This is a genomic window from Ruegeria sp. C6 (assembly GCF_056537625.1).
The window spans coordinates 217,042-229,809 of the sequence record NZ_JBQFRW010000003.1; the positions used below are offsets into that span (position 1 = coordinate 217,042).

Sequence of the window (12,768 nt, forward strand, 5' to 3'; positions counted from 1 at the left end):
GTGTTAGAGCGGCCAGATGAGCGGAATAAGAAGCGACGCCAGCAGACCCACAGTCAGGTTCAGCGGCACACCAACTTTCAGAAAATCGGTGAATCTGTACCCACCCGGGCCATACACCATCATGTTGGTCTGATAGCCAATCGGCGTCGCAAAGGATGCCGATGCCGCCACCATCACCGCGACCACCAGCGGGCGCGGATCAATTCCTACAGCCTGAGCCAGAGAGATCGCGATCGGAGTGACCACCACCGCCACGGCGTTGTTCGAAACCAATTCGGTTAGCACCGAGGTCAACAGATATACGGCCCATATGATCAAGAAAGGTGGCAACATGCCAAGCGCCGGTGCGACCGCTTCGACAATCAGTGTAACCGCGCCCGATTTATCGAGCGCAGCCCCAATTGCGAGCATGGAGAAGATCAGGGCCAGCAATCGGCCTTCGACAAATGAGAACGCCTCATCCGCGTCGATACATCGGGTCAGCAAAACCACAGCAACGGCGATGATCGACAACAGCAAAATCGGTGCCACGCCCAACCCCGCCAGGGCGACGATCCCGACCAGCGCACCGATGGCTATGGGCGCATGGCTGCGGCGAAACGCTCGTGCCGAAGGTTGCGTAACATCGACCATATCCATATCGGCGGCCAGCTTCTGGATATCCGCAGGCGAGCCCTCTAACAGCAGCGTATCCCCGACGCGCACGGTCAAAGCATCCAACTGACGCCCGATATTCTGGTTCCTGCGATGAACCGCCAGGACGTAGACACCATATCGGCGACGTAACCGCATCGCACCAAGCGTTCGACCGACCATACGGCAGCCCGGCGTGATCAGAACCTCAACCGTCTTGGTCTCAACAGCTGAGACCTGATCCACGCGCTTGAGTTCCTTGTTGCTTTGAAGACTCAGCAATTCGGTCATCTCGGTGCGCAAAACTACCCTGTCGCCCACTTTCAGCGTCACCCCCTTAAGGTTCCGCCGCAGTGAATCATCGCCTCGGATGACGTCGATCAGGCGCACACCGGGGCGCTTGAACAGCTGAACACCGGTCACTTCGCGGTCGATCAGATTGCTGTCGGGTGGGATAACCGCCTCAGTAAAGAACTTCATCTTGGACCGGTCGCTGAGCATCTCAGCCATGCTGTCACGCTCGGGTAGCAGTCGTGGCGCAATGAAGCGCAGGTACACCATACCGTAGATCACCAGCGCGATGCCCAGCGGGGTAACCTCGAAGATTGAAAACGCCGTCATACCCTGTGCGCGGGCCACACCATCGACCAACAGGTTAGTCGAGGTGCCAATCAGCGTCAGCGTACCCCCAAGGATCGCCGCATAGCTGAGCGGGATCAACAATTTGGACGCCGAAACGTTCAGCGTGCGGGCGATCTGGATAAAGACCGGGATCATTACAACGACAACCGGTGTGTTCGACACCACCGCCGAAGCGACGACGACAAACGCCATCAATAACCCGATGGCAAACCGAGGGTTCACCTGCGCCTGCTTCTGCGCGAGCGAGGTGAAGGCATCAAGCGCTCCGGTGCGCACCAAGGCACCCATGATGATGAACATCGCGCCGATGGTCCACGGCGCGGGATTCGAAAGGACTGCAAGCGCACTTTGATAGGGCAGGATACCGGTTGCCAGCATCAGGGCCGCCCCGCCGATGGCGACAACTTCGGTCGGATAGACCTCGCGCAGAAACATGATGAACATGCCCGCTACGATAATCAGCGCAAGAATTGCGCTGCCCATCTCTGTCAGTTGAAGGAATTGCATTCTTGGTATTCTGTCCGAACCCTGATCTGGCACACGCGCCTAATAGGTAGTTTCACGTATTGCGTGCGGCGGGGCAAGTCTGACGTGCTTTTCAGGGTCTAGACTGCTGCAACCGCCCGCCAACACGAATCATCTGCACGGATTTTGCGCTTCCATCGCGGTCATCGGTTTCGACAAAAACTCCGCTCAAGGTCGCCTCACCGGTCGCAGGCGTAAACCGCGCCTTGGGCATCCCGGTTATGAACCGGCGCATCGGTTCCTGCTTGTCCATTCCGATGACCGAGTCATAGTCGCCGCACATCCCGGCATCGGTCAGATATCCTGTACCGCCCGGCAATACCTGCGCATCTGCCGTTGGAACGTGCGTATGCGTCCCAACCACAAGACTCGCGCGTTTGTCGCAATAATGGCCCATCGCCATCTTCTCGGACGTTGCCTCGCAATGCATGTCGACGATGATCGCCTGCGCCTGGCCGCCGCGTGGGTGCGATTTCAGGATCGGTTCAATGGCCGAAAAGGGATCGTCAAAGGGGCGTTTCATGAAGACCTGCCCTAACACCTGCACCACCAGAACCTTGCGACCGCCCGGCGCGGTGAACAGTCGATGCCCCCGCCCCGGTGCCCCTTTGGCATAATTCAACGGACGCACGATGCGAGGTTCTTTCTCAATAAACTGCAGCATGTCTTTCTGGTCGAAAGCATGATCGCCCAAGGTGATACAATCGGCCCCCGCGTCCAAAAGCAGCTTGGCGTGGTCCCCGCTCAGCCCCATTCCGTTCGAGGCGTTCTCGCCGTTGACAACGACAAAATCCAGCCGCCATTCGTCACGCAGGCGTGGCAGATGCTGCTGGATGGCGGCGCGACCCGAGCGCCCCATGACGTCACCAAGAAACAAAATCCTCATGATTGCGGTCCTAGGGGCTGGAAGTGGCAATAACAAGGCAGAAGCAAACAATCACTCAGCCTGAAGCCTGCCAATGTAAAGGAAATCGCGATCGCGCATAGCGAGGGATAACTTAGAAAGTTAGCACCCGGCTTTCAGTAATCACCATATCGAGTGGTTGATCGGTCGGCTCCAGCGGCAGATGTTCGGCTTCCTGCGCATCAAAGGCAAATCCTATGGCAAGCGTCGGGCGCTTGGCGCGCAACACTTCAAGCGTGCGATCATAGAAGCCGCCGCCATAGCCCAAGCGGCCACCCTTCGCATCAAACGCAACCAGTGGCACGATCAGGATTTCCGGGTCGAAATAGTCATCGATCTCGGGCACTTTCGCGCCGAAGGGTCCATCTTTCAGCATGCCCTCAGGCGTCCATCGAGAGAAGCGCAAGGCCTGCCCTGCGGCCTGAATGACAGGCACGCCCACTGGGCCATATGCAGAAGCCTCGGCCATTGCAGGCAGCGGGTCGATTTCGGTGCGGATCGGCATATAGCCAGACATGGGAACACCGCGATGACCCGCCAGAACCTCGGACAAGCGCCCGGCCGCGCCAGGGATGCGCATATCAAACGCTACCTTGCGTCGCACGAATGCCGCCTTGCGCGCTGTGGCCTTGATTTCGGTCAGATCGGTTGTCTCGTTCACAGTAGCACCACGCTGGCAAGCCCCAGAAAGATGAAGAACCCCATGACATCCGTTGTCGTGGTCACAAAGGTTCCTGACGCCAGCGCCGGGTCAACACCCAGACGGTCCAGCACGACCGGTACTACCGTACCAGCAAAGCCCGCGATGATCATGTTCACGACCAGCGCAGATCCGATCACGACACCCAGCAGCGGGGAGTCGAACCACATCATCCCGACGGTTCCCAACACGATAGCGAAACACAGCCCGTTGAGCATTCCCACCAGTAGTTCTCGCCGGATCACGCGCCCTACGTTCGAGCCGGTCAAGTCGCGTGTTGCCAACGCCCGCACTGCAACGGTAAGTGATTGGGTCCCGGCATTGCCCCCCATCGAGGCGACGATCGGCATCAGGATCGCGAGCGCCACCAGTTGATCAATCGCGGCCTCAAACTGAGAAATCACCAGCGATCCGCAAATCGCGGTAACCAGATTGACACCAAGCCAAGGCAAGCGGCGCCTACTGGTTGCCGCTACACTATCGGACAGAGAGCTTTCATCCGAGACGCCCGCAAGACGCAGCATATCCTCTTCGTATTCTTCGTCCAGGACCACCATCGCATCGTCGATGGTGATGACACCGACCAAACGACCGTCGCCATCCACGACTGGAGCCGAAATCAGGTGATACTGATTGAACGCATAGGCCACGTCCTCTTCATCCTGTTCGACGGGGATGGTGTGGAATTCATCTTCGGCAATGTCCTGCAGCGGCACCTCGCGCCGGGTTGCCATCAACTTGCCCAGCGTGACCTGAGCAACCGGTTTCAATCGCGGGTCAACAAGTATGACGTGATAGAACTGTTCCGGCAAATCGTCGGTGGCACGCATGAAATCGATGGCCTGCCCCACGGTCCAGTGATCGGGCGCCATGACCACCTCGCGCTGCATAAGGCGGCCAGCAGAGTTTTCTGGATAAGATAGGGCTTGCTCTGCCGCGACGCGTTCGGAGTCTTCAAGCGCGCCCAGGATGGTTTCTTGCTGCGGCTCTTCAAGATCTTCCAGAAGGTCAACAACGTCATCACTTTCCATATCCCGAACGGCTTCGGCCAGAACGTCCGGTTTCAGGACATTGATTACTTCTTCCCGAACTGACTCGTCGAGCTCCGACAGGATATCGCCGTCGAACTCTTTGTCATACAGCCGGATCAGGCGCGCACGGTCGTAAGGATTGATCTGTTCCAGAAGGTCAGCGATATCGGCCGCGTGCAGCGGCTCCATCAGCTCAATCAGCTTGGCGCGATCTTCGACATCAACCGCATACAGGATGGCTGCAACGGTTCGCGGGTCCAGCGCATAGGCGTCTTCGTCACGGGGCTGATCGGGTCTGGCTTCGTCGTTGCCTGTCGTCATGCGCTGCCCCTCTATCTTGTCGATTGCCCCTAGATAGAAGAAGCAGCTACCGGAAAACAATGACAATGGTCCAATTTACCCGCATCTTTCGCGCCCCTATGCTGGTTGGCGGTCCAAAACAGGCGGAGAACAGAACAAATGGCGCAAAAGACGCTTCTGAAGGGACGTGTGCTTAGCTTCAACGGATCACCGTTCGAAGGTGAGCCCACCGATGCGACCAAAATTCACCAAGCCGTCCTGATCGAAGATGGCCGCATCGCGGCACTGGGCCAGTCGTCCGACCTGTCTGACGCGCATCCCGAAGCCAACATTAAGGATTATGGCGATCAGCTGATCATGGCGGGATTTGTGGATTCTCATGTCCACTATCCGCAGACGGCGATGATCGCGAGCTGGGGAAAGCGGCTGATCGATTGGCTGAACAGCTACACGTTCCCTGAAGAGATGAAGTTTGACGACCCCGCCTATGCCGCTGAAATTGCAAACAGATATCTAGACCTAACCGCAGCCCATGGCACCACAACCATGTGCAGCTTTTGCACCATTCATCCAGAGAGTGTTGATGCCTTCTTTACCGCCGCGCAGGCGCGTGGGCAGCGGGTCGTCGCGGGTAAAACCTGCATGGATCGCAATGCGCCTGAGGGGCTGCGAGATACTGCACAAACCGGATACGACCAGTCCAAAGCTCTGCTTGAAAAGTGGCATGGGGTTGATCGCATATCTTACGCCATCACTCCACGATTTTCGCCGACATCGACGCCAGAACAGCTGGAGGCGATGGGCGCGCTTTGGGCCGAGCATCCCGACTGCCTGATGCAAACCCATCTGAGCGAACAGACCGATGAGATCGAATGGGTCCGATCCCTGTTCCCCGACGCGCGCGACTATCTGGACACCTATGAGCAGTTTGGGCTGCTGGGTGGAAATGGCCTTTACGGGCACGTGATCCATCTGGAAGAGCGGGAGCGCGATCGTCTGCGCGAGGTAGATGCAGCTCTGATCCACTGCCCCACATCAAACACGTTTATCGGCTCTGGCCTGTTTGACATGAATGGTCTGATCCACTCAGGGCACCGCGTGGGCTTGGCCACCGACACCGGAGGCGGCTCAAGTTTTTCAATGCTGCGCACAATGGCTGCGGCCTATGAGATTGGTCAATTGCGAGGCCATCCCTTGCACCCCTCGCAATTGCTTTGGCTTGGAACGGTGGGATCGGCTCGTACCCTGCGGATGGATGACCGTATTGGCAACATCGCCGTGGGCATGGAGGCCGATCTGGCGGTGCTGAACCTCGCATCGACGCCTGCTATCGCCCAGCGCGAAGCTCATGCTGATGATCTTTGGGAAGCGGTGTTCCCGACCATTATGATGGGTGATGACCGTGCCGTAACCGATACCTGGATCGCCGGACGAGCTGTTTCTGGTCGATAGGAATGGGCCTATGGCCCATGCCTCCGGCGGAGGTATTTTTAGCCAGATGAAGAGCGGATCCGCTATTCTGCCAGCGCGCGTGCCAGACGATTCTGGGTTTCTATGACCCTTGGCAGGTCGATCGTAGCGATCTGACTGTTACGAACAATCTGGCGTCCCTCGACAAAGAGGTGTTTGACACGCGTTGGTCCGGCCAGAAGGAGCGCAGCGGGGTCCCAACTGCCTGCACTTTCAATTCCTTGCGCGTCCCAAATGGCAATATCAGCTCGTTTACCGGGCATAAGCCGGCCGCAATCGGGCCGATTCAACACATCCGCCCCGCCTCGGGTGGCGATCTCAAGCGCCTCACGGGCCGACATGGCGTCAGCGCCGTTTGCGACTCGTTGCAGCAGCATGGACTGGCGCGCCTCGGCCATCAGATTGCCGCTGTCGTTGCTGGCTGATCCATCCACACCCAACCCGACTGGCACGCCTTGATCACGCATTTTTCGGACTGGCGCGATACCTGAACCAAGACGACAATTGGAACATGGACAGTGCGCAACGCCGGTTCGGCTACGTGCGAACAGGTCAATCTCGGCGCCATCCAGCTTGACACAATGAGCGTGCCAGACATCCGAACCGGTCCAGCCTAATTCTTCGGCGTATTGGCCGGGTCTACATCCGAACTGATCTTGAGAATAGGCTATATCCTCATCGTTCTCCGCCAGATGGGTGTGCAGCATCACACCTTTGTCGCGCGCCAACAGCGCGGCATCACGCATCAAGTCTCGGCTAACCGAGAACGGCGAACATGGCGCCAAACCAACGCGACACATCGAACCCTCAGATGGGTCGTGATAGGCATCTACTACGCGGATCATATCCTCCAGAATAGCCCGCTCGGATTCGACCAGAGCATCAGGAGGCAGTCCACCATCACTTTCGCCAATGCTCATAGCCCCACGCGTGGGATGAAAACGCAGCCCCAGCTCTGACGCTGCATGGATCGTGTGTTCAAGCCGCGCGCCATTGGGATATAGGTAAAGGTGGTCAGAGCTAAGCGAGCAGCCGGACAGTGCCATCTCGGCCAATCCGATCTGGGCAGATATAAACATCTCGTCAGGACCAAAGCGGGACCAGATGGGATAGAGCGTTCGCAACCAACCAAACAGCAATGCGTCCTGCCCGCCGGGAACCGCGCGGGTTAGCGATTGGTAGAGATGGTGATGGGTGTTCACCAGACCGGGGGTCACAACACACCCAGTGGCATCATGTATTTCGCCATCGCTCGTAAGGCGCTGGCCAATCTGGGCAATCTTACCATCCCGAACCAGCAGATCAGCGCCTGCAAGCTCTTGCCGATCATCATCCATCGTCAGGATCATATCGGCGTTACGGATCAGAAATTCTGTCATTTTCGCACTCCCGCATACTGCCCGTCTCATGCATGGAGTGATGGGCTGGTGGAAAACGGGCATAAGAACCAGCCGTGATCAGTTTAAAGTCGCAAAGAAGGGTCGGCAACCCGTTTAGTATTGCTTCAGAATTTCTAGCGCTGCCGCATGAATCTCAGTATTGGCTGCAGCGAGCGCACGCCCACCATTATGAGCCGGATTACCCTGCCAATCCGTCACAATACCACCCGCGGCCTCGATCACCGCGATTGGGGCCTGGATATCGTAGGAATTCAATCCGGCCTCGACCACTAGATCGGTTTGACCTGCAGCGAGCAACGCGTAGGCATAACAGTCCATCCCATAGCGTGTCAGCTTCGTTTTCTGAGAAACCGCCTTGAAGGCGGCGGCCTCGACCGCGCTGCCAACCTCCGGGAAGGTGGTGAAGATGATCGCCTGGTCCAGAGATCGAGTGTCACGCGTCCCCAGTTCGGTGCGTCCCAAAGGGCCTTTGACAAAGGCGTGCTCTTTATCTCCGATAAAACGTTCGCCGATATAGGGCTGATCGATCACACCAAGCTTCGGTCCAGTCTCATCGCTTAGGGCGATCAGAACACCCCATGTGGGCGTACCACTTATGAAACCGCGCGTGCCATCAATTGGGTCCAGCACCCAAACTCGTCCGGTAGTTCCCTCGGAATGACCGAACTCTTCCCCCAGGATACCGTCCTCAGGCCGGTGATCAGCCAGCACCCTACGCATTGCTTTTTCTGCTTCGCGATCAGCGGCTGTCACCGGATCAAAACCGGCATCGAGTTTGTTGTCTGTCTTCAGGTTAGATTGGCGGAAAAACGGAAGAATGGCCGCCCGCGCAGCGTCGGCCATTTCTTCGGCAATCTCTAGATCGCTTCGTAGGGTGTTTTGCATTGCTTACCCGTGCGCCCCACACCCCGCGAAGTCAAGCGCTTGTATCAGGCGACGTCGCTCAGCACGCGTGCCAGTTCAAACAGGCGGCGACGCTGGTTTTCCGGGATCGCATAATACGAGCGAACAAGATCAAGCGCTTCTTTGTCACCCATCAAATCCGCAGGAACCGATTTCTTGTCTGCATCCGACTTCTGAGCCTCTTCAAGACCCTCGAAGAAAAAGCTGACGGGAACATCCAACGCTTCAGCAATGTCCCACAAACGCGATGCGCTTATCCGGTTGGCCCCTGTTTCGTATTTTTGGATTTGTTGAAACTTGATACCAACTTGCTGCGCCAACTGCTGCTGAGTCATGCCAATCAGCCAGCGGCGATGCCGGACGCGTTTGCCCACATGGACATCGACGTGATGGGTCATTGGTAGTCTCCTTTACACAAACACCTGTCCGGGAAACCGCGACAGCAGCCATCGCCGCTTAGTTAGCGGGTCGCTGCTTAAGAACTCCCTAATTCGGATCGTGCCCCCCGAACAGCACCATAGTACAATATTGCCGCAATCCGTTATTTTTTCAAGCTGGTTGAATCAGAGAATTCGAACAGTGGTTTGTGGTTGTACGGCCAACATAGAGATTAATAGTTTCTAAATGGGAAACAGTTGATCCACCCTATTCAGTTTAACGCTGTGAAGATTGCGAATGGAATTGACAAACGGCCAAGCCAAACGGCCTATGGCGACAAAAGAGCGGAGACCAATGATGCAGGCATTTCGTATCGAGACCAAAGGGGCACCCGCTCAGCTATGCGAAACACGCGAAGTACCGCTGCAAGAGAACCAAGTTCGTATCGCAATCCGCGCCTGCGGCCTGAACTTCGCAGACCTTCTGATGCAGAAAGGCACGTATCAGGATACTCCCGAAGCGCCGTATACACTGGGCATGGAGATCGCGGGGATTGTCACCGAAATTGGAAACAATGTCGCGCATTTGAAACTGGGTGATCGCGTTGCGGTTTATTCCGGCCAGGGTGGGTTGGCCGAATCAGGCGTTTTTGATGCAGACCGGGCTATTCCCCTTCCAGATTCCACAAGTTTCGAAGACGCCGCCGCGATCCAGATCGCCTATGGCACCAGCCACATTGCTCTGGCACACCGGGCGCGCTTGCAACCGGGTGAGACACTGCTGGTCACCGGGGCCGCCGGTGGCGTGGGATTGACCGCAGTTGAAATCGGAAAACTGATGGGGGCGACAGTCATCGCCCAAGCCCGCGGGCATGACAAATTGGCCGTGGCACAAAAAGCTGGTGCAGACCATTTGCTTGACGCAAGCGAAGACCTGCGCGACCGCGTTCTCGCTCTGGGTGGTGCTGACGTGGTCTACGATGCGATTGGTGGAGATGTCTTCAAGGCCGCCTTCCGCGCGACCAACCCGGAAGGCCGCTTGTTACCGATCGGATTTGCGGGAGGTGAGGTGCCTCAGATCCCGGCCAACCATCTATTGGTCAAGAACCTGACCGTGATCGGCGTATATATCGGCGGCTATCTGAATTTCAGACCCGAGATCGTGCGCGACAGCTTCAGCACCTTGTTCCGCTGGCATTCTGAGGGCCGGATAAAGCCTCATATCAGCCACGTCCTGCCCTTGCAGGATGCAGCAAAAGGTTTGGAACTGCTGCGCGATCGCAAATCCACTGGCAAGGTGGTGATCCGCATCAACTCGCCACTTTAAGCGGCTGCGCCGTTGGATGATTGAAATTTTGGCGCAGTAGGTTCGCAAGCTCTGATACGTATTCCTCACGTACCCGCTCGGCACCATAGAGGTTGATGAACTGCACAGGCAAATCCGGCAGAACCCCGGCATGGTCAATCAGTTCCTGATGGCTGGGCTGGGTGCCTTCCAGCAAAACTCCCACAGCCAGATCAGCGCTGACGGTGGCTTCAACGGTGCGGTCGGAATCGCTGTCGATGCTCATATCCCATTCGATTCCCGCATCATCCAGCGCCGCTGTCGCGACTGGGCGAAAAATGCAATTCCGGCAAAACCCCAGCCGCAGAGGCTTTTGGCGCCAGGCAGATCCGTTCAGCGCGCCAACCCAACGCAAAGGCATATGGTGCAGGGTTTCGGCACCTTCGCCCGCACCCGATTCCGTAGTCACAATCAGATCGAAGCTTCCGCGTGCGAACTCTTCTTTCAAGTGCCGCGTGTTGGAAGTGACCAAGTTTACGCTGACCCGAGGAAAGCTGGCATTGAAACGCTTCAACACGCGCGGGATGAACGGATGAACGACGTCATGCGGTACGCCTAGCACGACCTCGCCCTCAAACGCCTGATCCGTCAGCCGCCCGATTACCTCATCATTCAACGCAATTATCCGCCGCGCATAAGCCAGCAACTGCTCTCCGGACGCCGTTAGCGCGATGGTTCGACCGGATCGATCCAGTAATTCCAGCCCCAAAAGCTCTTCCAGCCGCTTGAGCTGCATTGAGACTGCAGATTGTGTGAGGTGAAGAAATCCAGCGGCACGCGTCACGCCTCCATGGTCAGCAACAGCTACGAAAGACCGCAATGTAGTGATGTCCAAATTTCGCATGTTCAAGATTCCTTATGAGACTCGTCATAAACATTCATTTCCAAAATATGTCAGACTGCTCCATATAGATCAAGGAAATTGATTGAAGCGCTATGTTTCATCAAACAATCAGGAAAGGGCAATGATCATGACCCATATAGCCATCTCAACTCATCGTCGCATCAAGCGTAAGGCGATTGGTGCTCGGATACTTGACCTGTTTAACCTCGCTCGTCAGCGGCGCGCCCTCGCCCAGCTTGATGATGATGCACTGAATGACATCGGCGTTTCACGCAAAGACGCGCGTAACGAAGCAGAGCGCCCGTTCTGGGACGCGCCCGACAGCTGGCACAAACATCTGTATTAATTCGAAAATACCGGCGGCTTGAGGGATTTAGCGACCAAGCCGCCGGTTTTTTGGCGACAGTTGCAAAAATTGCCGACAGTTTTGCTGAGTTTCAGGCTTAAAACCCTTGAAACGAGGGCCACACTCTCCGATATTTACCTGGAAACCGGCTCGCATCCGTGGGCTGCGAACAGAATATTGAAGGGAGACCCCTATATGGCACAATTCGACACGATCCGGACGGCGTCCGGCGCGCGCGCTGCCGAGATAGACGAGGGCCTGCGCGCCCATATGAACAAAGTCTACGGCACGATGTCCGTAGGCATGCTGATCACATTTGCCGTGGCATGGGCCGTGGGCTCGAGCCCGCAACTGCTGTCGATCTTCCGTGATCCGGTCACGCTGAGCCCCAATATCCTGGGCTGGATCGTGATGTTTGCACCTTTGGCGATGGTGTTTGGCTTTGGCGCTGCGATCAACCGGCTGTCTGCATCTGGCGCACAGCTGTTTTTCTATGCATTTGCAGCCGTCATGGGCCTGTCGCTGAGCTGGATCTTTGTTGCCTTTACAGGCATTTCGATCGCGCAGGTATTCCTTGTGACTTCGATCGCGTTTGCAGGTCTTTCGCTGTACGGTTATGTGACCAAGAAAGACCTGTCCGGCATGGGTACTTTCCTGATGATGGGCGTTATCGGCCTGATCGTCGCGATGGTTATCAACATCTTCCTGCAGTCGCCTGCGATCATGTTCGCAGTGTCGATTCTGGGTGTGCTGATCTTTGCCGGCCTGACCGCCTATGACACGCAGAAGATCAAAACCACCTATCTGCAGATGGCTCATGCGGGCGATCAGGAATGGCTTGGCAAAGCGGCGATCATGGGTGCATTGAACTTGTATCTGGACTTCATCAACATGTTCATGTTCCTGCTGCAACTTCTGGGCAACAGAGAATAAAACCGCTTCCAACAGAATACAGAAATCCCCGCTTGGCACTCCGCTAAGCGGGGTTTTTTTATGTTGCTCTTCAAAAGCCCATACCAAGCCTTGGTGAAATCGCATGATGTTCCGACCAGTTTCTTTTGCCTCCACAAATATTACACGCCCTCATAGCCGGATAGTCGCCCGTATTTACGCATAGTTCTCATGCTCGACTCACCGATTCCCATCAAAGCTCGGCGAACAATGATCAGCGTGCAGTTACTGTAGCAGTTGGCAGTCATCCTTCTTGGCGCAACCCTAATTTTGCACCACTCTGAAAGCCGCATTTGCAAGTTAGCATGTGCGTTCATCAGCGCCTTTCGCCATTGGTACGTTCGTGTACTTGGTCGATCCAATCAAAGAATTTCATAATTTTGATTGCCGAAACCGG

General features: G+C 56.4%; 12 protein-coding genes. 4 read left to right on the forward strand and 8 right to left on the reverse strand.

Annotated features, from left to right (window positions below):
• Positions 1-3: 3 nt before the first annotated feature.
• The 4 genes from ACR0MJ_RS12595 to mgtE form a co-directional block, all read right to left on the reverse strand.
• Positions 4-1,782 carry an SLC13 family permease gene (locus ACR0MJ_RS12595; RefSeq protein WP_480761208.1) on the reverse strand — a complete coding sequence of 593 codons (1,779 nt, stop codon included), beginning with the start codon at positions 1,780-1,782 and terminating at the stop codon, positions 4-6.
• Between the two features lie 91 nt (positions 1,783-1,873).
• Positions 1,874-2,686: a TIGR00282 family metallophosphoesterase gene (locus tag ACR0MJ_RS12600; protein WP_480761209.1), complete on the reverse strand. Its 813-nt coding sequence runs from the start codon at positions 2,684-2,686 to the stop codon at positions 1,874-1,876.
• A 112-nt stretch (positions 2,687-2,798) separates the two neighbouring features.
• Positions 2,799-3,365: a 5-formyltetrahydrofolate cyclo-ligase gene (locus tag ACR0MJ_RS12605; RefSeq protein ID WP_480761211.1), complete on the reverse strand. Its 567-nt coding sequence runs from the start codon at positions 3,363-3,365 to the stop codon at positions 2,799-2,801.
• Complete coding sequence (gene mgtE / locus ACR0MJ_RS12610; RefSeq protein WP_170401569.1) at positions 3,362-4,756, reverse strand: magnesium transporter; 1,395 nt, start codon at positions 4,754-4,756, stop codon at positions 3,362-3,364. The genes ACR0MJ_RS12605 and mgtE overlap by 4 nt, the downstream gene beginning before the upstream one ends.
• 138 nt (positions 4,757-4,894) lie before the next feature.
• On the opposite strand from mgtE, the gene guaD reads away from it, so the two are divergent.
• On the forward strand, positions 4,895-6,187 hold the full coding sequence (gene guaD / locus ACR0MJ_RS12615; RefSeq protein ID WP_480761213.1) for a guanine deaminase: 1,293 nt from the start codon (positions 4,895-4,897) through the stop codon (positions 6,185-6,187).
• Positions 6,188-6,249: 62 nt separating this feature from the next.
• Here guaD and ACR0MJ_RS12620 read toward each other — a convergent pair whose 3' ends face one another.
• The 3 genes from ACR0MJ_RS12620 to ACR0MJ_RS12630 all read right to left on the reverse strand — a co-directional run bounded on the left by ACR0MJ_RS12620 (position 6,250) and on the right by ACR0MJ_RS12630 (position 8,906).
• Positions 6,250-7,584: an 8-oxoguanine deaminase gene (locus ACR0MJ_RS12620; protein ID WP_480761214.1), complete on the reverse strand. Its 1,335-nt coding sequence runs from the start codon at positions 7,582-7,584 to the stop codon at positions 6,250-6,252.
• Between the two features lie 114 nt (positions 7,585-7,698).
• The gene (gene hisN / locus ACR0MJ_RS12625; RefSeq protein ID WP_170392196.1) at positions 7,699-8,490 is read right to left on the reverse strand and encodes a histidinol-phosphatase; all 792 of its coding nucleotides are present in this window, start codon (positions 8,488-8,490) and stop codon (positions 7,699-7,701) included.
• Positions 8,491-8,534: 44 nt separating this feature from the next.
• On the reverse strand, positions 8,535-8,906 hold the full coding sequence (locus tag ACR0MJ_RS12630) for a helix-turn-helix domain-containing protein (protein WP_170343628.1): 372 nt from the start codon (positions 8,904-8,906) through the stop codon (positions 8,535-8,537).
• Positions 8,907-9,243: 337 nt separating this feature from the next.
• Between ACR0MJ_RS12630 and ACR0MJ_RS12635 the strand changes: the two genes are divergently transcribed.
• Entirely contained in the window at positions 9,244-10,212 is a 969-nt protein-coding gene (locus tag ACR0MJ_RS12635; RefSeq protein ID WP_170392198.1) for an NADPH:quinone oxidoreductase family protein, read from the forward strand.
• On the opposite strand, the gene ACR0MJ_RS12640 is transcribed toward ACR0MJ_RS12635, so the two are convergent.
• The gene (locus ACR0MJ_RS12640) at positions 10,196-11,074 is read right to left on the reverse strand and encodes a LysR family transcriptional regulator (RefSeq protein ID WP_170401582.1); all 879 of its coding nucleotides are present in this window, start codon (positions 11,072-11,074) and stop codon (positions 10,196-10,198) included. The two genes, ACR0MJ_RS12635 and ACR0MJ_RS12640, sit on opposite strands and share 17 nt — an antisense overlap.
• A gap of 127 nt (positions 11,075-11,201) precedes the next feature.
• Here ACR0MJ_RS12640 and ACR0MJ_RS12645 point away from each other — a divergent pair, with 127 nt between their 5' ends.
• Entirely contained in the window at positions 11,202-11,420 is a 219-nt protein-coding gene (locus ACR0MJ_RS12645; RefSeq protein WP_170512406.1) for a YjiS-like domain-containing protein, read from the forward strand.
• 195 nt (positions 11,421-11,615) lie between these two features.
• Positions 11,616-12,353 (forward strand): Bax inhibitor-1/YccA family protein, encoded by a 738-nt coding sequence (locus tag ACR0MJ_RS12650; RefSeq protein WP_010441904.1) that lies wholly within the window; start codon positions 11,616-11,618, stop codon positions 12,351-12,353.
• The last annotated feature ends 415 nt before the right edge of the window (positions 12,354-12,768 follow it).

Excerpts from the sequence above, each read along its gene's own strand:
- hisN (WP_170392196.1), bottom strand. The coding sequence starts at position 8,490 with ATGCAAAACACCCTACGAAGCGATCTAGAGATTGCCGAAGAAATGGCC.
- ACR0MJ_RS12620 (WP_480761214.1), bottom strand. The coding sequence starts at position 7,584 with ATGACAGAATTTCTGATCCGTAACGCCGATATGATCCTGACGATGGAT.
- ACR0MJ_RS12635 (WP_170392198.1), top strand. The coding sequence starts at position 9,244 with ATGCAGGCATTTCGTATCGAGACCAAAGGGGCACCCGCTCAGCTATGC.
- ACR0MJ_RS12595 (WP_480761208.1), bottom strand. The coding sequence starts at position 1,782 with ATGCAATTCCTTCAACTGACAGAGATGGGCAGCGCAATTCTTGCGCTG.
- guaD (WP_480761213.1), top strand. The coding sequence starts at position 4,895 with ATGGCGCAAAAGACGCTTCTGAAGGGACGTGTGCTTAGCTTCAACGGA.
- ACR0MJ_RS12600 (WP_480761209.1), bottom strand. The coding sequence starts at position 2,686 with ATGAGGATTTTGTTTCTTGGTGACGTCATGGGGCGCTCGGGTCGCGCC.
- mgtE (WP_170401569.1), bottom strand. The coding sequence starts at position 4,756 with ATGACGACAGGCAACGACGAAGCCAGACCCGATCAGCCCCGTGACGAA.
- ACR0MJ_RS12640 (WP_170401582.1), bottom strand. The coding sequence starts at position 11,074 with ATGCGAAATTTGGACATCACTACATTGCGGTCTTTCGTAGCTGTTGCT.
- ACR0MJ_RS12630 (WP_170343628.1), bottom strand. The coding sequence starts at position 8,906 with ATGACCCATCACGTCGATGTCCATGTGGGCAAACGCGTCCGGCATCGC.
- ACR0MJ_RS12645 (WP_170512406.1), top strand. The coding sequence starts at position 11,202 with ATGACCCATATAGCCATCTCAACTCATCGTCGCATCAAGCGTAAGGCG.
- ACR0MJ_RS12650 (WP_010441904.1), top strand. The coding sequence starts at position 11,616 with ATGGCACAATTCGACACGATCCGGACGGCGTCCGGCGCGCGCGCTGCC.